This window comes from Flavobacterium sharifuzzamanii (assembly GCF_003254585.1).
Lineage (GTDB): Bacteria > Bacteroidota > Bacteroidia > Flavobacteriales > Flavobacteriaceae > Flavobacterium > Flavobacterium sharifuzzamanii.
The window spans coordinates 424469-450089 of sequence record NZ_QJGZ01000038.1; the positions used below are offsets into that span (position 1 = coordinate 424469).

The window sequence follows — 25621 nt, forward strand, 5'->3', positions numbered from 1 at the left end:
AACAGCTTTTTTTGTTGTTTCTATTAAAAGAAAGGTATAATTATTGAGCGTTAACAATTCATTTAAATAATCTTACATGAAATAATTACTATTTTTGGAATGATTTCAAAAAACACCTAACATTTACCATGCGAAAAATACAGATTCAGATCTTTCTTTTATTTTTTATCGGTTTTCAGGTTTCATTTGCACAGCAGCCACAAAAACCAAATTCAGTTGAAATTTACAATCAAATCAAAAAGTTAAACTTTTTAGGTTCTGTATTGTATGTTGCCGCACATCCTGATGACGAAAATACGAGAATGATTTCTTATTTAGCCAATGATATGAATGCTAGAACTGGCTATTTGTCATTGACGCGCGGTGATGGAGGGCAAAACTTAATCGGCCCGCAATTGCGTGAACTTTTAGGTGTAATAAGAACACAAGAATTGATTGAAGCTCGAAAAATTGACGGAGGAGAGCAATTCTTTTCTAGAGCAAATGATTTTGGCTTTTCTAAAAATCCTGACGAAACTTTAGATATTTGGGACAAAGATAAAGTCCTTGCCGATGTGGTTTGGACAATCAGAAAATTCCAACCAGATATTATTATCAATCGTTTTGATCACCGTTCGCCAGGCACAACACACGGACATCATACTTCATCCGCAATGCTTAGCGTTGAAAGTTTCAAACTTACAAACGATCCTAAAGTTTATCCTGAACAATTAAAATATGTTTCACCTTGGCAGGTAAAACGCCAATTCTTTAATCCATCTTGGTGGTTTTACGGGAGCCAAGAAAAATTTGATGCTGCAAACAAATCTAAATTTACAAAGCTAGAAACAGGTGTTTATTACACAGGAATCGGAAAATCAAACCAAGAAATTGCAGCTTTAAGCCGAAGCCGTCACCAATCGCAAGGTTTTGGAAGTACAGGTGTTCGAGGTGAAGAAACTGAATATTTGGAACTTATAAATGGTGAAACTCCAAAAGAACGCGATAATTTATTTGACGGAATAGACACAAGCTGGAACCGTGTTAAAAACGGAAAACCAGTTGGCGATTTAATTTCTTCAATCATTTCTAAATACGATTTCAGCCATCCTTCTGCCAGTATTCCAGATTTAGTTAAAGCGTATGCAATGATCCAAGCTTTGGACGATACACATTGGAAAGAAATTAAATCGGCATCCATAAAAAACATTATCGCATCTTGTTCTGGTTTATATCTTGAAGCAGTTGCCAATGATCAGGAAGCTACACCAGGAAGCACTATTAAATTAAGCCTTGAAGCAATTAACAGATGTGCTGTAGGAATGGAATTAATGAGTGTAACCACGCTTCCAGATCATAAAACAGTAACTCAAAACATCGTTTTAAAAAATAACAATGATAACAAAATTAATCTGCAATTACAGCTTCCTAACGATATCGAATATACGCAGCCTTATTGGCTAAAAGAAAAAGCTACTGTTGGAATGTACACGGTTTCTAATCAAGAAAACATTGGTGTTCCAGATATTATACGAGACACAAAAGTGATTTTTAATGTAAAAATCAACGATGTCGAAATTCCGTTTGAGCGTACAGTTGTGTATAAATACAATGATGGCGTGAAAGGCGAAATGTATAATTTCCTTGATATTGTGCCAGAAGTAACTACTTCAATACTAGAAAGAGTTTTGATTTTTGGAAATACTAAAAGCAAAATGATTCCAGTAAAAGTTCGTGCTGGAAAAGACGATGTGAAAGGAAACCTACAATTAGAATTACCAAAAAGCTGGAATGTTTCACCAAAAGAAATTCCGTTTGCTTTGGATAAAAAAGGTACAGAACAAATCTTTTATTTTGAAGTAACTCCTCCTGTAAATCCAGAAGAAGTTACTGCTAAAAGCGTAGCAATTGTTGACAACAAACGTTTTGACAAAGATCAAACCATCATTGATTTTCCTCATATTACCAAACAAATGGTTCTGAAACCGGCGGAATCAAAATGTATTAGAATTGATTTGAAAATTTCTGGAGATGCCATAGCTTACATTATGGGTGCTGGAGATGAAGTTCCAGAAAGTTTAACTCAAATGGGATATAAAGTTTCGATTCTGAAACCAGAAGAGATTACACCTCAAAAACTAGATTCTTTCAACACTGTAATTACAGGAATCCGTGCCTATAATACTGTCAATGCTTTAGCAAACAAACAAAATATACTTTTCAATTTTGTAAAAAGCGGTAAAAACATGATTGTTCAATACAATACAAACGGAAAACTGGTTACGGATAAAATTGCACCATATTCGCTAAAATTATCAAATGATCGTGTGACAGAAGAAAATGCTAAAATTACATTCTTAGCGCCAAATCACCCTGTTTTAAATACGCCAAATAAAATCTCTGAAAAAGATTTTCAAGGTTGGACACAAGAGCAAGGTTTATATTATCCAAATGAATATGATCCTGCCTTCACTCCTATTATTTCATCACATGACAAGGGAGAATCTGCAAAAGATGGCGCTTTATTGGTCGCTCCATACGGAAAAGGATATTATATTTACACTGGTTTGAGTTTCTTTAGAGAATTGCCAGAAGGTGTTTCTGGAGCATATAGATTATTATCTAATATTATTTCTCTAAAACAGCCAATTGAAGCTCCAAAACAAGATATAAAGCAGTAAAAATATGGAAGCCAAAAAAACAAAAAAATGGAAAAAAAGCTACACTTACGTCTTAATCGTTAATGCGATTTACATAGCTATTTTTCTTTTAATCATGCAATTATACTCATAACCTATGCAGCTATTTGACTGGATCGTACTTATTGTAACACTATTATTTATTGTTGGATATGGCTCTTGGAAAACCCGAGGAAGTAAAAACGTTGAAGATTTCATTTTAGGAAACAACGAAACACCTTGGTATACTGTAGGGCTTTCTGTAATGGCGACGCAAGCCAGTGCGATTACCTTCTTATCTACACCTGGACAAGCATATCACGACGGAATGGGTTTTGTTCAGTTTTATTTTGGACTGCCAATTGCCATGATTGTCATTTGTTTGACTTTTATCCCACTTTATCATAAAAGTAAAGTTTTTACTGCATACGAATTTTTAGAACGAAGATTTGATGTCAAAACACGTTCGCTAGCCGCTATTTTATTCTTAGTTCAAAGAGGTTTAGGAACTGGTTTAACCATTTATGCTCCAGCTATTATTTTGTCTGCACTTCTAGGATGGAACTTAACAGGAATGAACATCATTATTGGAGTTATGGTAATTATCTATACTTTTTCTGGTGGTACAAAAGCAGTTAACGTTACGCAAAAACAGCAGATGTTTGTCATCATGTCTGGAATGTTTATCACATTCTTCTTGATACTGCATTATCTTCCAAACGATATGACTTTCAACAGCGCACTACATATCGCAGGCGCAAATGACAAAATGAATATTGTAGATTTTTCTTTTGATCCCGAAGAAAAATATACTTTTTGGAGTGGTATTACAGGAGGTTTCTTCCTAGCCCTAGCCTATTTTGGTACAGACCAATCTCAAGTAGGACGTTATTTATCTGGCAAATCAGTTCGTGAAAGCCAAATGGGATTAATTATGAATGGATTGCTTAAAGTGCCAATGCAGTTCTTTATTCTTCTTACAGGAGTTATGGTTTTTGTCTTTTTTCAATTCAATCCAGTACCGCTAAATTTTAATCCGAATAATAAAATTGCTATTGAAAAATCAGCTTTTAAGAATGAATATCATGCTTTAGAGGAAAAATTAGTCAAACTTTCAGAAGATAAAAAAGTAATAAACTTATTATATATTGATCAGTTGAATCAAGATTATGACAATCCAATTTTGCGTAAAGAATTGGTTGCATTATCAAATAAAGAAAAAGATCTTCGTGATAAAGCTAAAGAAATCATTTCAAGAGCCGACAGCAATTCAGAAACGAATGATAAAGATTATGTGTTCTTCCACTTCATTCTGCATTATTTGCCAAAAGGTCTAATCGGATTGCTATTGGCCGTTATTCTTTCAGCAGCTATGTCTTCTACCGCTTCAGGATTAACAGCTTTGGCTTCTACGACAGCAATTGATATTTACAAAAGAAATCAGAAAGAAGAAAAATCAGAGAAACACTATTTGCATGTTACTAAGTTTTTTACTCTTTTTTGGGGAGTTATAGCAATACTTTTTGCTTGCGTTGGAACATTGTTTGAAAATTTAATTCAGCTTGTAAACATTATCGGATCTATCTTCTACGGAACCGTTTTAGGAATCTTTCTTGTTGGTTTTTATACTAAAAAAGTTCAGGCAAAACCAATGTTTATTAGCGCCATTATAAGCCAGTTAACCATTTTTGTGATTTACTATTTCATGATTTACCGTCAAGAAAAATTGGGCTATTTATGGCTTAATTTTATTGGAGCTATTTTGACAATTGTACTCTCTTTATTATTGCAGTTTTTGTTTTTCAGAGGAAAATCGAGTGATAATGAGTTAATAGTTGAGTAAAGGATGATTAGAAAACTGTTTTGGGTAATATCGTTTTTTTCATTATTTCAGATGGAAAGTCAAAATCTTGAAGATTCTAATACAGTTAAAGACACTTCAATTTCTGCTCAATTGTACACAAAATCTTTTGAAAATTTAAATCAAGGAAATGAAGTATTCATAAAATACCCAGAATTTAAAAGTTCCACATTTTGTTCTTTAATTAGTTGTTCTTTTCTCTTGTCTTATAAAGAAGCTGATTTGCAAATAGCTGGCGAACAAAGATTAATAGGTATTGCTACTCAATTATATAAAGAAGGTAATCCTGTTTATTTAGTTAGCGGTTTAGATAGTTCTATAGAAGCAAAAAAAAAGAATGAAAATTTAAATGATGACAATCATATTGTTTACATTAGTTATGGAGAATGTATTAGTCCTAAATTTTTATCTAGAGCGGCAGATATTATAAATAAACAGACACTTTCATTAATTAAACAAGAATCTTCCAAATAAATCCTAATGCCCTAGCCCTGATGGAAGCGACATCCTTTTGTGGTGGGGTTCACCACAAAAGATATAGCGGACAGCGGGAAACAGCTACTTAAAATTTATAAAATAGGAAAACAATTTCGTACCAATACAATTCTTCTTTTTTTGTAAGTAAAAAATATTATTTTAGTAAGTTGTAAAACGGACCACTAACTAATTTAAAATTGGAGATATTAAATGAAAATTTCGAGCGATATTGAAAAGTTACTTCCATTAGGCTACGTATTTCTTATCATGATGGGAATACTTAAAGACAGTATTTACTATTATCAATTAGGAATAAATATCTTGAAATTCTCTACAATTACAGATATTTTAATGAGTCCGATTGCGTATTTAAGTTCAAATCCGATAGTTTTGTTTGCTGTAATTTCATTATTCGTCAGCCATTATTATCTTCCAAAATTTCTTTTAAAGAATAATCAAAAACCTTTTGTACAAAAAATGTTTGAATTAAAATCTGTAGAAGGATTTTCTTTAGAAGAGAAAACAAGTTATTATAATGGTATTGCATTACGAACATTGGCAGTTGTGCTTTTGTCTTTCTTTTTAGGAACTGGTATAGCCGACGGTTATTATACTTCAAAACGTATAGACAAGCAGACTTTAGATTATAATTATAAAATTAATTTTAATGACGAAGAGCCGCAAAAAGTTAGTCTCCTTGGCACAAATAGCTTGTATTACTTTTATGTTGCAATTGGGCAAAAACATATTAAAATCGCCCCAATAAGCTCGATTAAAAATGTTGAGCTGATGTATAAAACAGCAAATCGATAAAACTGAAATAAGTAAGTTACTCCTAAAAATAAGCTTTATGAAAGATTCAAAAAAATACAGCAATAAAACGAAAGCTGCTTTTATTCTGTTAATAGTAATGCTTATAATTCTGCTTGGGAACTTTAACACGCTCCGAAACTCAAAAAACGTAAATGACAATATTAATGCTATTTACAAAGACCGATTAGTTGTAGCACACTATATTTTTCAATACTCAAAAGAACTTCATTTTATAAAAGCTGAAGCTGAAAAATTGAATTTGAGTGACAATATCAAGAAAAATGAAATTATTCATACTCTTGATATTATTCATGATATTGACGATTTGTACGCTAAAACAGTTTTAACAAACAAAGAAAAACAGTATTTTGATATTTTTTTGCTTTCCTGCAAAGAAATAAATGAGCAAGTTGAAAACAAAGACTGGGGAAAAATTGCCATTTCTAGCGAGAAAGCTTTAAAAACTCTTGAATCCCTTTCAGAAATTCAAATTGAAGAAGGAAAAGCAAAACTTGCAACTGCAAATGCAATGTATAACAGAAACAATGTACTAGGCCAGCTCCAGATTGCGCTTCTTATTATTTTAGGAGGAATTACGTTTTATCTTTTGATTGTAAAAAAAATCAAGCAAAAAATTAAGATTCCGGAACCGCCTAGCATGAATTAGTTTTAGTTTCTTATTTAAATTTTCTGGTTTCTTCTGAGATCGAAAGATCATTTATGCTGGCAAATCTTTTCTGCATTAATCCATTTGCATCAAACTCCCAGTTTTCGTTTCCGTAAGCTCTAAACCAGTTTCCATCAATATCCTGATATTCATACTCAAATCGAACAGCAATTCTGTTTTCGTTATGAGCCCAATACTCCTTTTTTAATTTGTAGTTTTTCTCTTTCTTCCATTTTTCGGTTAAAAAAAGAATAATTTCATCACGACCATTTATAAACTTATCTCTGTTTCTCCATTCGCTGTCTATAGTGTACGCTTTTGAAACCCTTTCAGGATCTTGGCTATTCCATGCATCTTCTGCTAACTGAATTTTTTCTATTGCCTTTTCATACGAGAAAGGTGGCAATGGCAATTTCTGTTCCATAATAATTAGATTAAAGTTTGAATAATTTTTTTTGATTTCTCTATTAATTCGTTTGATTTAAATAACTGACTTTCTATTATACAGCTTTCAAATAATAAATAGATGTGATCTGATAAGAAATCATCTTGTAAAATATCTTTAAAATAGACACGTAGATCAGCTTTATGATTTTGAATGACGTCTAAAATTTTAACATTATCTGATTGAATCTCTGATAGAATATTTAGAAAACTGCAACCTCTAAAATTTTCCTTTTTATTCATATAAATTAAGAATTCAAAAGAAGCCAAAATTTTTAGTTTCGTATCCTCTTCCTTTGATGTAAACTTTTGTAATTCTTCAAACCAAAAGAAATGGCGCTTATCCAAAAAGGCCACACACAAATCTTCTTTAGATTTAAAGTGCTGATAAAAACTAGCTTTAGCCACTTTTGCCTCTTCAATAATCTGATTGATGCCTGTAGCATTATAACCTTGCGTATGAAATAAAGTAAATGTTTTTTCTAGTATTCTTTCTTTTGGCAGCATAGCATCTTGAATTATATCTGCAAAGATAATTTTTTATTTAAACAAACAGACAAGTCTGTCTGTATCATTTCTAATGCAAAAAAAAATCCAAAACTCGTCAGTTTTGGATTTTGATATTTTAAAAATTGGAATTTAATAATTCAAAAGAATTTTTATCTACTCCACTCAGCGATACTATCTTTGTTTAATTTTACGTAATCAGCATTGTTTGCCGCTTCTGCAGATGCTAGAGAAGCCTTTGCAGTTTCTATAGCTCCTTTTTTATCACCTTGTTTTGCTTGAATCAATGATTTTAATCGTGACACATAATATGGTTTATCTGAACTCATATCAAGAGCTTTGTCTACATAATTTCTAGCCGTTTCAATATTTCCGTTTGATTGGAATAAATATTGAGATGCAGCAAAATAATCATTCCAAGTCGGACCAGCCAAAGCTTTGTCGATACTTGCTGTAGCAATTTTAGCAGTTGGAACTTCAAATTTTAAAGCCACATGAGAATTTTCCCAAGCAATGTCGATATAACCAAAATTTGGATCTAAACCGTTAATTCCGATTGTAAATGTTTCAACAGGAGTTGGCAAAGCTTCTTCTTTTACAGTAGTTTTTAAAGCTACATAAGCGTCACTCCAGTTTTCTGGCAATCCCCAGTTGTCTGTAGAAAGATAAAAAATGATATCCCAGCTTTCTATTCTAGGAACTGTATAGATGGCATATTTTCCTTTCTTTAGCGTTTTTCCGTCAATTATAACGTCGTCGCTAAAGTTAATGATTGTATTTTCATTAGCACCTGTTCTCCATAGTTTCCCAAATGGAACTAAATTTCCGAACACGGCTCTTCCTCTTGCTCCAGGTCTTGAATAGGTAACTTCAACATCGGTTAAACCAACAGTCTGTTTAATATATCCTTTTGGGCTTGCTTGTGGAGTTTTTACTTGCGCTTCTGATGCTAATGGAGCTATAATCAGAGCTAAAGCAATAAGTAGTTTCTTCATTATTTTACGTTTTTATTTTATTCAAATTTACAAATTCAATCAGCTTTAAAATGTTAAATTTTATATAATTCAAGGTTTAAGCTGTGATATTTTTTCAGCATTTAATTCGCTAAAATGTTCTATAACTAAATCAGCTTCAGACAAATCTTGAAGATGAGAATGTTCACTTTTGTATCCTACACAATAAATTCCGGCACCTTTTGCCGCCTTTACACCATTTGTACTGTCTTCAATAATAATGCATTCTTCTTTTGGTGCAATCGATAGTGAAGCCGCATGAATAAATATGGCTGGATTTGGTTTTGATTGCGGAAAATCTTCACCGCTCACAATATGCGTGAAATATTGATGCAGATTAAATCTTGTAAAAACGCGGTCGATAGTAACTTTTGAAGCTGATGAAGCTAAAATCAATTGAATTCCATTGTTGTATAAATCTTTAATCAAATCTTCTACACCTTCTAAAAGGTATAAATCTTCTTTAGTATCAAAAGCATCATTAAAAATTGTTCTTTTTCTCTGAATCAGATCTTCTACTTCCTGCTCTACTGATGGAAAATAACTTTTTAAAGTCTGAAATGTATTTCGAGTTGAAAATCCTGTAAATGTGGTATACATTTCTTCAGGAACTTCGATATTTAATTCTGAAAATTGTAAATAGTAGGCATAACGATGAACGGGTTCCGTGTCTACGATAACGCCATCCATATCAAAAATTACTGTTTTAATCATTTTTTTTTAAGGTACTGAGGTTCTGAGGGACTAAGGTTTCTATTTTTGTGCGCTTAATTTTGTCAAAGTTTAAAACTTTCACAAAGTTGTTTTATATTTTATTATAAGTTCAAGAAATTAGGATTCTGTTTATCAGCTGCAAAAACCTTAGCAGCTTAGAACCTTAGCATCTTAGCACCTTATTTTTTAAGCAAATATCTAATCACCGTTTCTGCAGCGTGCAAGCCAAATAATCCCGGCATATAGCTGTTTGTTCCGTAGAATGACTTTTTAAAGTTTTTACCGTCTGTTAATTTTAAGCTTTTTTCGTCTTGAATTTCAGAAGAGAAAACTACCTTCAATTTATTGATTTTTGCTTCTTTCAAACGCTTACGAATTGTTTTTGAGAAATAGCAGTTAATCGTTTTTGAAATATCGCTCACTTTAACTTTTGAAGCTAACATTTTTCCTCCAGCTCCCATACTACTTATGATCTTAACTCTTTTGCGCTTTGCAGCAATAATCAGATTTAATTTTGGAGTAATACTGTCAATGCAATCCAAAACATAATCGAATTCTGGAGAAACAATCTCAAAAGCACGTTCTGGAGAAAGAAATTCCTGAACACGAGTTAGATTTAATTCTGGGTTAATATCCATTAAGCGATCACCTACAATTTTAATTTTTGGCTGACCAACTGTTGAATGCAAAGCTGGTAATTGACGGTTAATATTGGTAATATCCACAACGTCTCCGTCTACAATTGTCATGTTTCCTACTCCTGCTCTTGCCAAAAATTCAGCTGCAAAAGATCCAACTCCTCCAAGTCCAACGACTAAAATATTAGATTTCTGTAAATTTTCTAATCCTTCTTTAGTAAACAAAAGCTCAGCTCTTTCTGTCCATTCTGCCATATATTCTTTTTTGTTGTTTTTATTCTTTTTGTTTCAAGTTTAATGTTTCAAGTTTTTCTTGTTGTCAGCCTGACAAATCATGTTTTACAATTCAAACACAGCTCTATAATTACTTGAAATAATATCTTTTAATTCTTTTAAATTTAGTCTTTTATATTCAGAAGCTAATTCATAAACTTCTTTAATTGATTCTTCAATAGTATCAGTTTCTAAGAAAAAACGATCATTTGGAACATTTTGAAAAACCGATTTCAAATCTGGATTTTTCAATAAATATTTTCCAAACGAAAAATAAAATCCTGCCGCAATTAATTGTTCTGCCAATTGATTATTTTTTGAAAAACCATGAATAATCATTGGAACATTTATCTTCATTTTTTTCTTAATTGCCATTACTTCTTGGAAAGCAGCAACGCAATGAATTACTACAGGCTTCTTATATTTTTCTGCTAGTTCCAATTGTTTTTCAAAAACAGAAACCTGTAACTCAAACGGAACTTCTATTCTTTTATCCAAACCGCATTCCCCTATTGCTAGACAGTTTTTGGTTTGCAATTTTTCTTCTATAATTTTCAAATCTTCATCAAGCCGATTTTCATCAATATACCATGGATGAATTCCCATCGAATAAAATGGAATTGACTCATCAAAATCTTTTGGATATTGATTAACCAATTCTAAAACATCTGATTGATTGGTAAATTGATGCGTATGAAAATTAAAATATTCCATTAATGAAAGGTCTTTACACCAGCTTTAATTTCAATTTTCAAATCGTTTTCCTGCGGCACAAGAGGACAAGAATACTTGTAGTTATAAGCGCAATACGGATTGTAAGCTTGATTGAAATCGACGGCTATAGTATTTCCTTTAGGAATTTCTAAATCAATATAACGGCCGCCAATGTAACTTTCTTTACCAGTTGTTAAATCTGAAAAAGGCAAGAACAAGTGATTTTTATATTTTTCCTGAACGATAAGTTCTAAACTTTGGTAAACAGCAAGTTGAAATGTTTTTCCGTTTATTTTGAAGTTTAAAGTTCCATATTTAATGTACTTTGGAGTATATTTTCCTGAAGTTTTCATTTCAAAAACTTTTCCCCCTTTGGCTTTTACCAAAGTTGCATTCACAAAATAAGTTTCAGAAATAGGAAAAAAATCTAAGCTTTTAAAAGTTTTTAGATCTTCAGCCATTAACGGACTTGTCTTAGGATCAGCAAATTCCGAATTGATTTTCTTTTGGAACTTTTGTGCATCAGCTTTATTAAACTTTTTTTGTGCAAAAGCAAAATTAAAAACCAACAATAAAGCTATGGCGTTTATAGTTTTCATTTTAGAAATTTTCTGCAAAAATAGTTCAAAAGTAACAAAACAACAACCACTTAACGAGACAAAGTTTGCTAACTTTGTGACGATAATCTATCACTCAAAATGCTTAAAAACGCCCTAACCCACTACATCAACAACTTTCGAGGTTTTACCAGAGAAGTTTGGATTCTTGCCATCGTCACTTTTATCAACCGCGCTGGAACAATGGTTCTTCCTTTTTTATCAAAATATTTAAAAGAAGATCTTCACTTTTCATACAATCAAGTGGGATGGATTATGGTTGCATTTGGTTTTGGGTCAATGTTGGGTTCTTGGCTTGGAGGTAAACTATCAGATAAAATAGGGTTTTATAAGATTATGATATTTAGCTTATTTACAAGCGGTGTTTCTCTTTTCTTTGTACAATATATTACTACTTTTTGGGCACTTTGCGCAGCAATGTTTGTTCTTATGACCATTGCCGATATGTTTAGACCTGCAATGTTTGTTTCTCTTGGAGCTTATGCTAAACCAGAAAATAGAACTCGCGCCCTAACACTTGTGCGTCTTGCCGTAAATTTAGGTTTTGCTGCAGGGCCTGCTCTTGGAGGTCTAATTATTATGGGAATGGGATACTCAGGATTATTCTGGGTTGACGGAGCTTCTTGTATTATTTCAATCTCTATTTTTGCTCTGCTAGTAAAAGAAAAGAAAAAAGCTACTCACGACGATAAAGCAGAGAGCGCTACTGATGTAAAATCGGTTTTTCATGATAAAATCTTCTGGGTTTTCTTATTCGTAAGTTTTATCACAGCAATGATTTTCTTTCAGCTTTTTACCACTCTCCCATTATATCATAATGAAAAATTTGGCTTAAGCGAATTCCAAACAGGTCTTTTAATGACTTTAAACGGCCTCTTAATCTTTTCTCTAGAAATGCCAACTGTTGGATTTTTAGAGCGAAAAGCTTTTCCTAAAATTCGAATTATAATAGTAGGTTCTTTTGTAATGGCATCGAGTTTCTTTTTGCTTCTTATTAATTTCTGGGCAGGAATATTGGTTGTCAGCATGATTTGCATTTCTATTGGTGAAGTTCTTACTTTTCCGTTTTCTAATGCATTTGCACTAAGCCGAGCACCTCGCGGACAAGAAGGCCGTTACATGGCACTCTATACTATGAGTTTTAGCCTTGCCCATATTGTAAGTTCTAAACTTGGTTTTGAGATTATTACTCGATTTGGCTACCAAACCAATTGGCTTTTTATGGCCTGCATTGGAGTTCTTGCAACCGGATGCTGTATCTGGATTAAAAATGCTTTATATAACCCAAAAGCTTCCTAAACAAATTTTAACTTCTTAAAACATTATTATTCAATTTATTACAATTAAATTTGAATAACTTTTTTGCGCTCCAAAACGAAATCAAACTTAATTTTTAGTTAAATAACTATTTTTATAGTTGCGTAACTAAAAAAATAGTTGTAGGTTTGAATTAAAATTAAAGAAGATGCAGAAGTTAACAAACAAAGAAGAAGAAATTATGATGATTTTATGGAAGCTGAAAAAGGCTTTTGTAAAAGAAATCCAAGCTGAAATAACTGAAGACCAGCCACATTACAATACATTATCTACTATTGTACGTAATCTGGAAGAAAAAGGATATGTTGGGCACAATGCCTTCGGAAATACACATCAATACTTTCCAATTGTACCGATTGAAGATTACAGAAAAGGATTTATGAAAACCGCAATCGATAATTACTTTAATAGTTCTTACAAAAGCATGGTTTCCTTTTTTGCCAAAGAAGAAAAAATTTCTGCTGATGAATTGCGTGAAATTTTATCAATGATCGAAAATAAAAAAGAAGATAAATAATTCAGATTATGGAAGCACTTTTCATCTACATTATCAAATCAAGCGGCTTAATGTTTTTATTTTATTGCGCATATTATTTCTTACTGCGCAAAGAAACATTTTTTAATAGCAACAGATGGTTTTTATTATCTGGCTTAATTGTATCGGCAATTTTACCACTGCTGACTTATACAAAGGAGATATGGATAAATGCTTCACCCGATTTAAACATCAATTTTCAAAACACTATACAAAACGTTCCTCAGGAAGAATCAGTAGACTTTAACTGGACATATCTAATCTTGGGACTTTATTCTATTGGTTTATTAATTTTCCTTATAAAATTAGCAATCGATTTTTATAGCCTAAAAGCAGTAATTAAAGGAAAAAAAATTCAACAGCAAGCCGATTTTAAATTTATCGATACAAACGAAAACATTGCGCCTTTCTCCTATTTTGAGTATATCGTTTACAATTCATCACTGTATACAGCTTCAGAATTAGAGAATATTATTGAACACGAAAAAGTGCATAGTGATCAAAATCATACGGTAGATGTTTTGATTTCGAGAGTATTCACAATCATTTTCTGGTTCAATCCTATAATATGGTTTTACAAAAAAGCAATAATGCAAAATTTAGAATTTATTGCTGATAATGAAGCTGCTAAAAAACTGCAAGACAAGAAAGCCTATCAATACACGCTTTTAAAAATAACAACACACGATAATTGTGTTGCAATCACTAATCATTTTTATCAATCATTAATCAAAAAACGAATCGTTATGTTAAACAAAAATCAATCAAACAAAAGAAATTCTTGGAAGTATTACGCTGTAATCCCAGCTCTTGTAGCTTTTGTATTATTATTTCAAATTGAAGTAATTGCAAAGGAAAGACCTCTAACAGTAAAATCAGTTTCAAACGAAATTGAAGCCGTAGATATTTACAAAATTCAAAAGAACACTACAGATCTAGAATTAAAAAGAATCAAAACGCAATTAAAAATGTTGCACAATGTTGAATTTGAAGCTTCTAGAATCAAAAGAAACTCAGCGAATCAGCTAACTTCTCTTAAAGTTGAAATAGCTTATGAAAACCAAAAATCTCAATCTATCCAAACAGGCGGAAAAGTTGCCATTAAAGATTTCGGGATAGTTGTTGTTTCTGGAAAAAATGGCACAAAAAGAACTGGCATCAAAACCTATGATGAAAAAAGTGCTGTAAGCCAAAAAGTTGCTTCAAATGAAAAAGCAAACCATTCAGAAGTTAAAAATACAATTACTAATACAGAAACCCATGTTAACACTAATTCTATTACTAGTACAAAAACTGACAGTGATACTAATTCAAATATTAGCACTACTGTAATTATAAATAAAGATAATAACACTAAAGTTATTACAACTGGAGGCACAACTGTTGCTGTTTCAAACGGCACGAAAACGAATGTTAAAGCATCTAGCCCACTTGTAATTGTTGATGGAGAAGAAATGCCTTCTAGTTTTGATTATAATAGCATTAAACCAAAAGATATTGAATCTGTAAATGTTTTAAATGGAGTTAATGCGACTGAACAATATGGTGATAAAGCTTCAAACGGAGTAATCGAAATTGTAACTAAGAAATAATTCATTTCTAATTTTTAAATAAAAAGAAATGCAAAAACTAACCAACAAAGAAGAAGAAATCATGCATATTTTATGGAAGCTGAAAAAGGCTTTTGTAAAAGAAATCCAAGCAGAGATTTTAGAAGATCAGCCGCATTACAACACTTTGTCTACCATTGTTCGTAATCTGGAAGAGAAAGGTTATGTGAAGCATAATGCTTTCGGAAATACACATCAGTATTACCCGGCTGTAAGCATTGAAGATTATCGAAAAGGCTTTATGAGTACTGCAATTGATAATTATTTTAATAGTTCATATAAAAGCATGGTTTCTTTTTTTGCTAAAGAAGAGAAAATTTCAGCAGATGAACTACGTGAAATCTTAGATATGATCGAAAATCCAAAAGAAGGCAAATAATCAGAATATTATGGAAGCACTTTTCATTTTTATCTTAAAATCTAGCGGGTTATTAGCAACGTTTTATTTTGCTTACATTTTTCTACTTCGCAAAGAGACTTTTTTCAACAGCAGCCGATGGTTTTTAATTGCTGGTCTAATTACTTCTGTTATACTGCCTTTTGTAGTTTACACCAAAGTGATTTGGGTTGAAGCACCGCCTGTGCTTGCTCCTGCTCCAATTATAACAACTACGGAAAATGATATAAAAAACATACCGACTTCAAGTCAAGATGTCATTGCTTACACACCTCAATACAAACCAACAACGGTTACGGTTGTTGAGGAGGAAAATTTTGAAATCAATTGGAGTTTAGTCCTAGCGATAGTTTATGGAATTGGTTTCTTGGCTTTCATGATCAAATTTGCTCTTGATTTTTACAGCTTAAACGCTGTTTTGAAAGGAAAGAAAATTGAACAGCAAAATGATTTTAAATTCATTGATGTCGATGAAAACATTGCTCCCTTCTCCTATTTCGATTACATTGTATATAACTCATCACTATATACAGCTGCAGAATTGGAGAATATTTTGGAACATGAAAAAGTGCATAGCGATCAGAAACACACAGTTGATGTTTTGATTTCGAGAATCTTCTGCATCCTATTTTGGTTCAATCCAATTGTTTGGCTTTATAAAAAAGCAATTTTGCAAAACCTAGAATTTATTGCTGATAGCGAAGCTTCAAAAAAAATTGCAGACAAAAAAGCTTATCAATACACACTTTTAAAAATCACAACACATGAAACTTGTGTTGCAATCACCAATCATTTTTACCAATCATTAATCAAAAAACGAATTGTCATGTTAAACAAAAATCAATCAAAGAAAAGAAACTACTGGAAATATTCGGCAGTAATTCCTGCTCTTGGTGCATTTGTTCTTTTATTTCAGATAAAGACCATCGCACAGGAAAAAAAACAAAATGAAGCTGTTGTTCAAAGAGATACTATCAAAGATTCTGATGAAACAATCAAAATAACAAAAAATACAACCGACAAGGAATTAAACGAACTTCCTGGAAAATTAAAAACAAATCATAATCTTGATGTTGAGATTTCTGATGTAAAAAGAAATACCAAAGAAGAACTGACTGCAATTCAGATCAAAGTAAAATCGGACTCTGGTAAAAAACAAACTATCAAAATTGACGGAGACGAAGCTATTAAAGATTGTGAACTGGCAATTGGAACAGATGAAAACGGAGCAAAAGCTATTGTTATCAATACTGATAAAAACTTCAGAACACCGATAATTATCAGAAACGAAAAAGTTATAGTTCGTAATGGTGATATAGTTCCTCCAACACCTCCAACTCCACCTTCGTTTCCTTCAGGACCACTGCCTCCTGCTCCTGCAGTTGACATGTCAAAAATGCCAAAACCTCCAGTCGCTCCTAAAAATCCAAAAGATAAAATTGCTATGGCTAAATTTGAAAAAGACATGGAAGCTTTTGAAAAACAAATGGAAGCATGGGAACCTCAGATGGATGCATATGAGAAACAAATTGAAACTGTTATGTCTCAACGTGAAGCCATCTATGAAAAAGAAATGGCGAAGTATGAAATCGCAATGGAAAAATTTAATACTCAAATGGAAAAATTCAGCTATGACTTTAAATTTAACTTCGGAGATGATTCTAAAGACTACGAAAATAGCATGAAGCAATACGAACAAGATATGAAACAGTATGAGCTTGATATGAAACAGCATGCAAAAGACATGAAGCAACATGCAAAAGACATGAAACAGCATGAAAAAGATATGAAGCAGCATGAAAAAGACATGAAAGAAATGGAAAAACAAAACAAAAAAGCGTAATTGCATTATTTTGAAACATAGAAAAAACCAGTGCTAAAAACACTGGTTTTACAGAATTTAAATACTTTACATTTTACTGCTAAAAGACTTTGTTTCAAATACAAAGTCTTTTTTTTTTATATCTTTGCCGAAACAAATCTACCATGTATAAATTATTAGCTAAACTAAATAAACTACTTTTGCCAAGCTTTACCAAACAAGGTCTGGATATTTCAAAAGCAAAGAAATGGCAAATGGCAATTATTGGTTATCGCGCCTATGTTACAAAGAAAGCATTGGGCAATTAATTTAGAATACATTTTTATTTATCCGACAGAAATAAGCTTTTTATTATTCTGTCTTATTTTTTTATGAAAAACAGAGAAATCAGCCTGTCTCCTGTTCCAGCAGTATTATTAGCAATTATCAGTGTGCAATTCGGTGCGGCCATCGCAAAGACACTTTTTCCAACAATTGGCTCAGCAGGCACTGCATCAATGCGTATTGGCATTTCAGCATTAATTTTATTATTAGCTTACAGACCAAATTTAAAAGTCATAACACCAAAACAATGGAAAATTGTAATTCCTTATGGTTTATCATTGGGTGCTATGAATTTAATTTATTACCTCGCTATTGAAAGAATTCCAATTGGCCTAGCGGTAACCTTAGAATTTGTTGGCCCGTTAATACTTGCAATAATAGGTTCTAAACGTTTGGTTGATTATTGCTGGGTATTGCTTGCAGCAATTGGCATCTTGCTAATTGCACCTTGGACAAATAGTCGTTTAGATTCTTTTGGAATCTTATGTGCTCTTTTGGCTGGAGCTTTTTGGAGCGCTTACATCGTTTTAGGAGGCAAAGTTTCAAAAATAATGAATGATGGCGATGCTGTAACTATAGGAATGTTATGTGCAGCTCTCCTAGTTCTACCGTTCGGTTTTCTAGAAAATGGACTAAACAACCTTACACCAAAACTATTCGGAATGGGTATTGCTCTTGCCCTTTTATCAAGTGCTATTCCATTTACACTAGAAATGAAAGCTTTAGGAAAACTTCCTCCTCGTACTTTTAGTATTTTAATGAGTTTAGAACCAGCAGTAGCTTCTATCTGTGCTTTTATTTTTCTCAAGGAGAGTTTAAACTTTTACGAGATTCTCGCTGTAATCTGCGTTATAATCGCTTCTGTAGGAAGTACTTTGACCGCAAAAAAATAAACTCAAAAAATCTTAAAATTAAAATTCCAAATCCCAATATGCTTGGAATTTGGAATTTTCAAATTGGAATTTAAGCTTATTATTTTTTAGGAAGCAAAACAGCATCTACAACGTGAATAACACCATTTGACTGATTTACATCGGCAATAGTAACTTTAGCTTTATTTCCGCTCTCGTCGCTAATATATAAGTCCTTTCCTTTCATCCAAGCTGTTAATGTTCCTCCATTTACCGCTTTTATAGTTGCTTTTCCTTTGCCATCTTTTATTGCTTTTGCAATATCCGAAGCATTCCATTTTCCTGAAACAACATGATAAGTTAGGATATTTTGAAGCATTTTTTTATTTTCTGGTTTAAGTAATGTTTCAACAGTTCCTTTTGGCAATTTATTAAAAGCTTCGTTTGTTGGAGCAAAAACGGTAAAAGGACCTTTTCCTTCTAAAGTTGCAACTAAATCAGCTGCTTTTACTGCAGCAACCAAAGTCGTATGGTCTTTTGAATTGACAGCATTTTCAATTATGTTTTTATTTGGATACATTGCTGCACCACCAACCATTACCGATTTTTGTGCATTAGATGTAAATGCAAATCCTAAAGCTAAAATTGCTACGGCTAAAAATTTTCTAGTTTTCATATTAAATGATTTTTAAGTTATAAGGTCATTTACGGCTATAAAGTAGTTTTGGTTTTCGTTTGAAAATTATTTACGCGCCAAAAAACTCCAATTCTTCCAAAAACTTCCTGCAAAACTAGACATTAAAGTATTCTAATATTTTTTCGAAAAATTATAAATACATCTAATTTTTGTATTGATTTTATTATTAAATTTAAAATCAAAACTTACTAATCATGAAAAATTTGCATCAAAAAATCAGAAGCAGAAAGTTAAGTTCAAGAGTAGATTTAACCGCAATGGTCAGCGTTTGTTTTTTATTGATTGTATTTTTCATGGCTGCTAAAAAATTATTAAAGTCTGAAACCATAAATCTTTCTTTCCCAGAAAACTATATCTATTTAGAAAATATTGGATGTATCAAAACTGATCGATTGTATACAATATTGTTAGATAAAAATGGAAAAATAATAACTTATTCAGGTTTGTTAGAATTTCCAATCGAGAAACCAAAAGAGTTTAATTTCGAAAAAAATGAGATACGACAAGAAATCTTCCGTAAAAAGAAAGAAGTTCATGATTATATGATCTCCGAAGGAAAACCAACGAGTGAAGTAGTTGTTATTATAAAACCGAGTAAAAATTCAAATTATGGAAGCTTAGTAAATATAGTAGACGAAATGAAAATTGCCAATATTGAAAATTATTCAATAATTAATGATTTTACTCAAGAAGAGTCAAAATTATTGGCCTCAAATTAATCCAATTGTGTCACAACTCTAAATCAAAAAAACATGAAGAATCTACCTCAAAAAGTCAGAAGCAGAAAATTAAATTCAAGAGTGGATTTAACTGCAATGGTTAGTGTTTCTTTTTTACTTATTATATTTTTTATGGTTGTTGGGGAATTGTCAAAATCCAAAGTAATGGATTTGAGTTTACCTGAAAAATACTCTGATAAAGAATTTACTTGTGTTATTAGTTGCGGCGGTGACTCAAATCGCATTATTACAATTTTATTAGATGAAAATAATAAAATAATTACGTACTCAGGTCTTTTAGCTGCACCAAGAGAAAATCCAAAAATATTAGATTATAGCAAAAATGGAATTCGTAAAGAGTTACTTGAAAAAAACAGTAAAATTATAGAATACTCTGCGGCACTTGGAAAACCAAAAAATGGTGCGATTGTAATCATAAAACCAAGTAAAAAATCAAATTTTAAAAATCTAGTTGACATTTTAGATGAAATGGCAATTGCAAAAATTGATACTTATGCAATAGTAAATGATTTCAGTCCGGAAGAATCTAAATTACTAGCTTCAAATTAAATATAAAGCCTATGAAAAATCTACCTCAAAAAGTCAGAAGCAAAAAGTTAAATTCAAGAGTTGATTTAACAGCAATGGTTAGCGTTTCCTTTCTTTTAATTATATTTTTTATGGTTGTTGGTGAATTGTCAAAACCTAAGCAAATGAAATATGATACTGGTCAAGATAGAAGTTGTTGCGACTGTCCACCCCGTCAAGATGGTGAAAATAGATCGATCACATTAATACTAGGTGAAAACAACAAATTAATATGTTATGTCGGAGTTATCGCAAGTCCAATTAAAAAGCCTAAAACTGTTGCATATGGTAAAAATGGAATTCGAAAAGAACTTACTGCTCGAATCGAATCCTTAAAAAGCTATTATTCTGATTCTAGTAAACTAATGCGAGATCTAGTAGTTGTTATTAAACCTACTAAAAAATCAAATTATGGAAATTTGGTAGATATTTTGGATGAAATGAAAATAACCGGAATAACATCATATTATATTGTTCCAGAATTTACCCCAGAGGAATCAAAATTATTAGCTTCAAACTAATATCAATAATTATCACTTTCAAAAGAGGTTCTTGACTCAGCTCAAACTGACAAACGAAACAAAAAAAAGTCCCACATTACTGTGGGACTTTCTATTTAATTCTTAATAAATTTCATACTTGAGCTTCCTTTATCTGATTTTACTCGTATAAAGTAATTACCTACTCTAAGTTTAGAAATATCAATATTTGAAGCTGTTTTTGCATTTGGAACTGCAAGTACTAATTGTCCTAAAACATCATAGATTTCATATGATTGTACTTCAATATTTTGGTTCTGCGAAATATTTAAAAACTGATTTGCAGGATTTGGATATAAACTAAAATATTTAGAGAAATTAAAATCCTCAGTTGATAAAACAGTTTTAAAAGTCGAAGTTGCTTTATTAGTTAAAATTGGAAAATTATAATCGAAATAAATATTCGCATCATTTGTAAACGAATCTCCAACTTGTAATGTTGGTTTTGTCTTTATTTTAAAAGCGATATATCCATCGTTATTAGCATCATCAAAAGGAAGATTAATATTTTCAAAAATAAATTCTACCTTATTTCCTCCAGAAATTTTAGTTATAAATGAATGACTTGAACTCGTTGGAATTAAAGTTGAAATATCAAACTTAGTCAAATCTATCATATCTTTAACTACAATATTTTGTGCCGGATATGTACCTGTATTTTCAAAACGAATCATATAATGCACATACTCTCCTATTAAGTCAGGAGTAATAATATCACCTTCTAGACAAGTTTTATCGTTTGGATCATAAGACCCCACAACGGTTTGATTTAAAGTAAAATTGTTATCTAAAGGTGTTTTATCATTATTTTGCGAAGTTATAGATACTTTATATTTTAACACATCTCCATTATTAACCGCTGGAGTATCTGTTGGTCTGTTAACTTTAAAAGTTAAAATAATTTCTTTAGTTGCAAATGGAGGAAAATCGGTAAAATTCCAAGATAAAGTATTTCTTGTCCTACTCTCTACTGATGCACTGGAAACAATTAAATCTAAAACATCATCATTAAAAGTAAAATTAACAACGCCAGATTGAGTAACATTTCCTTTATTTCTATACACTATTTTATACTTTGCGTCGAAACCTGGGCGCGCAACATCTATCGGAATTAGAACCATTTCTAAATCGGGCTGATTTCCATTTGATGAAATACAAAAATCTTGTATATAAGGACTTGTCTGAGTTGGAAAATTCACAGTTAGAGAAGCTGGAGAAACAGTAAAGTAATTCGGATTTTCTATAATTGGTCTAATAGTGGTTACACCTGCCTGAACAGGAATTGCATAAGAAGAATTACTTGCAGGATAAAAACTGCCAGAATTCGTTCCGTTAGTAATTGTATATTTTAAATTTGGAAATATTGAATTATTTGCCACACATCCTTTATTATCAAAATTATATTTATTAACTCCGCTGATAACATAATACTCTTTACCCGAAACAAAATTACAATAGGTGTTTATTTCACAGTTTTTCGGATTTCCTAATAACTGCTGGTAATACTTTATATTTTCATCATCAACGCATAAATATTTTAGCTTTGGAGCACCTATAATATAACTACTAGAGGTTTTTCCATTTTTTAACAATAAATAAAGTAAGGAATCATTGTAAGAAAGATATAAGGTCTCAAGTTCCTTTAATGAAGAGAAATCTAAGAACTCTATTTTAGCAGAAGCTCCATAAATAGATTTAAGATGAACACTCTTTGATACATCTAAAGCTAGTAATGCACTGCCTTCATAATTTAATGACTCTAAATTTTCGAAGCCCGACGTATCAAGAGTAGTCATTGAAGAATTATAAGTACAGCTAAATGTTTTTAAGGTAGGTATAACCCCGAGATTCAAACTTTCCAATTTGTTTTGACTACAATCTATAGAAGCTAAACTATTGCATTGAGAAACAGTCAAACTATTTAATTTAGGTCTAAACGTATCACCTTTACAAATTAGTGTAATAAGTTTTGGCAAATTAGAAATGTTTAAACTTGTAAAAGAATTACTCGAACAGTCCAAATATTCTAAATCTAAACATTTTTGAACATCTAAATTAGTTAGCGAATTAATTTGAACAAGAAGAGTTTTTAACTTTGTTAATGGTGAAAAATCAAGATTTGTAATTAGATTAGAACTGCATCTTAGATAAGTTAAATTTTTCAAACCTGATAAGTTCAATGCTTTTAATCCGTTGCTGCTACAATCTAAAAAATCCAAATTATCTAAAGTACCGAGGGTTAAAGCTGTTAAACGGCTCTCATTACAATAAACTTTTTTTAAGCTTACTAATCCCGTCAAGTCTAAATTTGCTATAACAGTAGAAAAACATCTTAAATCGATAAGTTTTGTTAAACCCGATAAATTAAGAGAAGATATTCCTAATCGACTGCAATCCAAATACTCTAAATTTGTTAATCCAGAAACATCCAAGGAAGTAAGGTTGACGCAGTTATTTGTATCGAGGTATTTTAACTTTGTTAGTCCGGAAATTTTTAACTCTTTCATTTGATGCGTTCCAGAACAAGTTAATTTCTCCAAATTTTTGAGTAAAGTAAGATCAAGCGTTTGGTTATAGAAACCCGAACAATTCAGATCTATCAAATTTATAAAATTTTCAATTCCTGACAAACTTAAAATAATCCCTTCTCTTACAGGCATATACACATTAAGTTTGTATACATTTAATGCTTCACTAACTTCAATTTCTTTATTGTTATTCAAATCAATTTTGATAGAATTTCCATTACTATCTTGAGCAATTGCATTAGCAGTATCTGCTTTAAGTAAAGTCTGTTTGAAGGTAACATCAGAAATTGTAATTATCTGAGCATTTAAATTAAAAAAGCAAAAAAATAAAATTAAAAAGTAGAGTTTCTTCATATGTGGTATTTTCATACAAAAATAACTTTTTAAGACAATAACACAACTTTATTTGTTAAAACTTCTTAAAATAAAAAGCATAAAACAAAAAAAAAGTCCCACATTGCTGTGGGACTTTCTATTTATAAAAAAGCTAAGAATTATTTTTTCTCAGTTTTTTCCATTTTAGCTTTTAAAGCAGCTAATACATCATTGTTATCACCTAAAGTCGCAGCTGGTGCGTTTGTAGATGCAGATGTAGTAGTTTCAGCAGCAGCTTTCACGTTTTTCTCTTCTTCTTCTCTGAAGATAGCAGTGTGAGAAGCAACTACTCTTTTGAATTCTTTGTTGAATTCAATTACTTTGAAATCAGCTGTATCACCTTTTTTCAATTTCTTTCCGTCTTCTTTTTCAAGGTGACGAGTAGGAATGAAAGCAACGATATCATCTCCGAATTCTACAGTAGCTCCTTTGTCAACGATTTCAGAAATCTCACCGTTGTGGATAGTTCCTACAGCGAAAGAATCTTCGTATTGATCCCAAGGATTAGCAGTAGTTTGTTTGTGACCTAAAGATAATTTACGTCCTTCAACATCTAACTCTAATACAACAACATCAAGTTTTTCTCCAACGTTTACAAACTCAGATGGGTGTTTAATTTTCTTAGTCCAAGATAAGTCAGAGATGTAGATTAATCCATCAATTCCTTCTTCTAATTCTACGAAAATACCAAAGTTTGTAAAGTTTCTAACGATACCTGTATGTTTAGAACCTACTGGGTATTTAGAAGTAATGTCAGTCCATGGATCTTGAGTCAATTGTTTGATACCTAATGACATCTTACGATCGTCTCTGTCAAGAGTTAAGATAACTGCTTCAACAACATCTCCAACTTTCACGAAGTCCTGAGCAGAACGTAAGTGAGTTGACCATGACATTTCAGAAACGTGGATTAAACCTTCAACACCTTCAGCAACTTCGATAAATGCACCGTAATCAGCGATTACAACTACTTTACCTTTAACTTTATCACCAACAGTTAAGTTAGCATCTAAAGCATCCCATGGGTGAGCGTTTAATTGTTTCAATCCTAATTGAATTCTTGTTTTCTCATCATCGAAATCAAGGATTACAACGTTTAATTTTTGGTCTAATTCAAGAACTTCACTTGGGTGGTTGATTCTACTCCAAGAAAGGTCAGTAATGTGAATTAATCCGTCAACACCACCTAAGTCAATGAACACACCATAAGAAGTAATGTTTTTAACAACACCTTCTAATACTTGTCCTTTTTGTAATTGACCGATGATTTCTTTTTTCTGTACTTCAATATCAGCCTCGATAAGCGCTTTATGAGATACAACAACGTTTTTGAATTCGTGGTTGATTTTTACCACTTTGAATTCCATCATTTTGTTTACATATACATCGTAGTCTCTAATTGGCTTAACGTCAATTTGAGATCCAGGTAAGAACGCTTCGATTCCGAAAACGTCAACAATCATACCTCCTTTAGTTCTACATTTAACAAAACCGTTAACGATTTCTCCAGTTTCATTAGCTGCAATAACTCTATCCCAAGATTTGATAGTACGTGCTTTTCTGTGAGATAATACTAATTGACCTGTTTTATCCTCACGGATGTCGATTAATACTTCTACTTTGTCACCTACTTTTAAATTTGGGTTGTAACGAAATTCGTTTAAAGAAATAACACCTTCAGATTTAGCATTGATATCAACGATAACGTCTCTATCTGTAATTCTAACTACAACTCCTTCAACTACTTCTTCTTGGTCTGTAGCGATGAAAGTTTTTGATACTAGTTCCTCAAACTCTTGTAAGTTTTTTTCATCTACTGCATCGATTCCTTCTTGGAAGTTGTGCCAGTTAAAATTTGCTAAAAACTCTTCTTGTGATTTTGTTTGTTCAGACATGCTGATAAAAAAATTTGTATTCTGTTTTT

25 protein-coding genes are annotated in these 25621 nt (G+C 31.7%); 15 read left to right on the forward strand and 10 right to left on the reverse strand.

Annotated elements, in window-relative coordinates:
• Nucleotides 1-128: 128 nt before the first annotated feature.
• The 5 genes from DMA14_RS12585 (at nt 129) to DMA14_RS12605 (ending at nt 6475) form a co-directional block, all read left to right on the forward strand.
• Nucleotides 129-2660: a PIG-L family deacetylase gene (locus DMA14_RS12585; RefSeq protein WP_111424989.1), complete on the forward strand. Its 2532-nt coding sequence runs from the start codon at nt 129-131 to the stop codon at nt 2658-2660.
• Nucleotides 2661-2775: 115 nt separating this feature from the next.
• A complete protein-coding gene (locus DMA14_RS12590) occupies nt 2776-4500 on the forward strand; it encodes a sodium:solute symporter (protein WP_111424990.1) in 1725 nt (574 codons plus the stop codon).
• A 51-nt stretch (nt 4501-4551) separates the two neighbouring features.
• On the forward strand, nt 4552-4992 hold the full coding sequence (locus DMA14_RS12595) for a hypothetical protein (protein WP_111424991.1): 441 nt from the start codon (nt 4552-4554) through the stop codon (nt 4990-4992).
• Nucleotides 4993-5205: 213 nt separating this feature from the next.
• Nucleotides 5206-5808, forward strand: coding sequence for a hypothetical protein (locus DMA14_RS12600; RefSeq protein ID WP_111424992.1), 603 nt, complete (start codon nt 5206-5208; stop codon nt 5806-5808).
• Nucleotides 5809-5845: 37 nt separating this feature from the next.
• Nucleotides 5846-6475, forward strand: coding sequence for an MCP four helix bundle domain-containing protein (locus DMA14_RS12605; RefSeq protein WP_111424993.1), 630 nt, complete (start codon nt 5846-5848; stop codon nt 6473-6475).
• 10 nt (nt 6476-6485) lie between these two features.
• Here the strand turns inward: DMA14_RS12605 and DMA14_RS12610 are convergent, their stop codons facing one another.
• The 7 genes from DMA14_RS12610 to DMA14_RS12640 all read right to left on the reverse strand — a co-directional run bounded on the left by DMA14_RS12610 (nt 6486) and on the right by DMA14_RS12640 (nt 11377).
• Complete coding sequence (locus tag DMA14_RS12610) at nt 6486-6899, reverse strand: nuclear transport factor 2 family protein (RefSeq protein WP_111424994.1); 414 nt, start codon at nt 6897-6899, stop codon at nt 6486-6488.
• A gap of 5 nt (nt 6900-6904) precedes the next feature.
• The gene (locus tag DMA14_RS12615) at nt 6905-7426 is read right to left on the reverse strand and encodes a TetR/AcrR family transcriptional regulator (RefSeq protein ID WP_111424995.1); all 522 of its coding nucleotides are present in this window, start codon (nt 7424-7426) and stop codon (nt 6905-6907) included.
• A 152-nt stretch (nt 7427-7578) separates the two neighbouring features.
• On the reverse strand, nt 7579-8421 hold the full coding sequence (locus DMA14_RS12620) for a DUF2911 domain-containing protein (protein ID WP_111424996.1): 843 nt from the start codon (nt 8419-8421) through the stop codon (nt 7579-7581).
• Between the two features lie 69 nt (nt 8422-8490).
• Nucleotides 8491-9153, reverse strand: a complete 663-nt coding sequence (locus DMA14_RS12625; protein ID WP_111424997.1) for an HAD family hydrolase — start codon at nt 9151-9153, stop codon at nt 8491-8493.
• A 179-nt stretch (nt 9154-9332) separates the two neighbouring features.
• The gene (locus tag DMA14_RS12630) at nt 9333-10046 is read right to left on the reverse strand and encodes a tRNA threonylcarbamoyladenosine dehydratase (protein WP_111424998.1); all 714 of its coding nucleotides are present in this window, start codon (nt 10044-10046) and stop codon (nt 9333-9335) included.
• Nucleotides 10047-10130: 84 nt separating this feature from the next.
• Nucleotides 10131-10778, reverse strand: coding sequence for a TatD family hydrolase (locus DMA14_RS12635; RefSeq protein WP_111424999.1), 648 nt, complete (start codon nt 10776-10778; stop codon nt 10131-10133).
• On the reverse strand, nt 10778-11377 hold the full coding sequence (locus DMA14_RS12640; RefSeq protein ID WP_111425000.1) for a DUF1684 domain-containing protein: 600 nt from the start codon (nt 11375-11377) through the stop codon (nt 10778-10780). Before DMA14_RS12640 ends, DMA14_RS12635 begins: the two co-directional genes overlap by 1 nt.
• Nucleotides 11378-11476: 99 nt before the next feature.
• Here DMA14_RS12640 and DMA14_RS12645 point away from each other — a divergent pair, with 99 nt between their 5' ends.
• From DMA14_RS12645 to DMA14_RS12675, 7 genes are all read left to right on the forward strand, one after another.
• Entirely contained in the window at nt 11477-12694 is a 1218-nt protein-coding gene (locus DMA14_RS12645; RefSeq protein WP_111425001.1) for an MDR family MFS transporter, read from the forward strand.
• Nucleotides 12695-12860: 166 nt separating this feature from the next.
• Nucleotides 12861-13229 carry a BlaI/MecI/CopY family transcriptional regulator gene (locus DMA14_RS12650; protein WP_066034576.1) on the forward strand — a complete coding sequence of 123 codons (369 nt, stop codon included), beginning with the start codon at nt 12861-12863 and terminating at the stop codon, nt 13227-13229.
• A gap of 8 nt (nt 13230-13237) precedes the next feature.
• On the forward strand, nt 13238-14839 hold the full coding sequence (locus tag DMA14_RS12655; RefSeq protein ID WP_111425002.1) for a M56 family metallopeptidase: 1602 nt from the start codon (nt 13238-13240) through the stop codon (nt 14837-14839).
• Nucleotides 14840-14867: 28 nt separating this feature from the next.
• Nucleotides 14868-15236, forward strand: coding sequence for a BlaI/MecI/CopY family transcriptional regulator (locus tag DMA14_RS12660; protein ID WP_111425003.1), 369 nt, complete (start codon nt 14868-14870; stop codon nt 15234-15236).
• Nucleotides 15237-15246: 10 nt separating this feature from the next.
• On the forward strand, nt 15247-17097 hold the full coding sequence (locus DMA14_RS12665) for a M56 family metallopeptidase (protein ID WP_111425004.1): 1851 nt from the start codon (nt 15247-15249) through the stop codon (nt 17095-17097).
• Nucleotides 17098-17240: 143 nt separating this feature from the next.
• Nucleotides 17241-17384: an SsrA-binding protein gene (locus DMA14_RS12670; RefSeq protein WP_111368963.1), complete on the forward strand. Its 144-nt coding sequence runs from the start codon at nt 17241-17243 to the stop codon at nt 17382-17384.
• A gap of 63 nt (nt 17385-17447) precedes the next feature.
• Complete coding sequence (locus DMA14_RS12675; RefSeq protein WP_111425005.1) at nt 17448-18293, forward strand: EamA family transporter; 846 nt, start codon at nt 17448-17450, stop codon at nt 18291-18293.
• A gap of 79 nt (nt 18294-18372) precedes the next feature.
• Here the strand turns inward: DMA14_RS12675 and DMA14_RS12680 are convergent, their stop codons facing one another.
• Entirely contained in the window at nt 18373-18927 is a 555-nt protein-coding gene (locus DMA14_RS12680) for a fasciclin domain-containing protein (protein WP_111425006.1), read from the reverse strand.
• Nucleotides 18928-19142: 215 nt separating this feature from the next.
• Here DMA14_RS12680 and DMA14_RS12685 point away from each other — a divergent pair, with 215 nt between their 5' ends.
• From DMA14_RS12685 to DMA14_RS12695, 3 genes are read left to right on the forward strand one after another with little or no spacing between them, the layout of a single operon-like run.
• Entirely contained in the window at nt 19143-19667 is a 525-nt protein-coding gene (locus tag DMA14_RS12685) for an ExbD/TolR family protein (protein WP_111425007.1), read from the forward strand.
• Between the two features lie 33 nt (nt 19668-19700).
• The gene (locus DMA14_RS12690; RefSeq protein WP_111425008.1) at nt 19701-20237 is read left to right on the forward strand and encodes an ExbD/TolR family protein; all 537 of its coding nucleotides are present in this window, start codon (nt 19701-19703) and stop codon (nt 20235-20237) included.
• Between the two features lie 11 nt (nt 20238-20248).
• Entirely contained in the window at nt 20249-20776 is a 528-nt protein-coding gene (locus DMA14_RS12695; RefSeq protein ID WP_111425009.1) for an ExbD/TolR family protein, read from the forward strand.
• 95 nt (nt 20777-20871) lie between these two features.
• On the opposite strand, the gene DMA14_RS12700 is transcribed toward DMA14_RS12695, so the two are convergent.
• Nucleotides 20872-23691, reverse strand: a complete 2820-nt coding sequence (locus tag DMA14_RS12700) for a T9SS type A sorting domain-containing protein (protein ID WP_111425010.1) — start codon at nt 23689-23691, stop codon at nt 20872-20874.
• Between the two features lie 125 nt (nt 23692-23816).
• Nucleotides 23817-25592 carry a 30S ribosomal protein S1 gene (gene rpsA / locus DMA14_RS12705; RefSeq protein ID WP_109193527.1) on the reverse strand — a complete coding sequence of 592 codons (1776 nt, stop codon included), beginning with the start codon at nt 25590-25592 and terminating at the stop codon, nt 23817-23819.
• Nucleotides 25593-25621 lie beyond the last annotated feature (29 nt).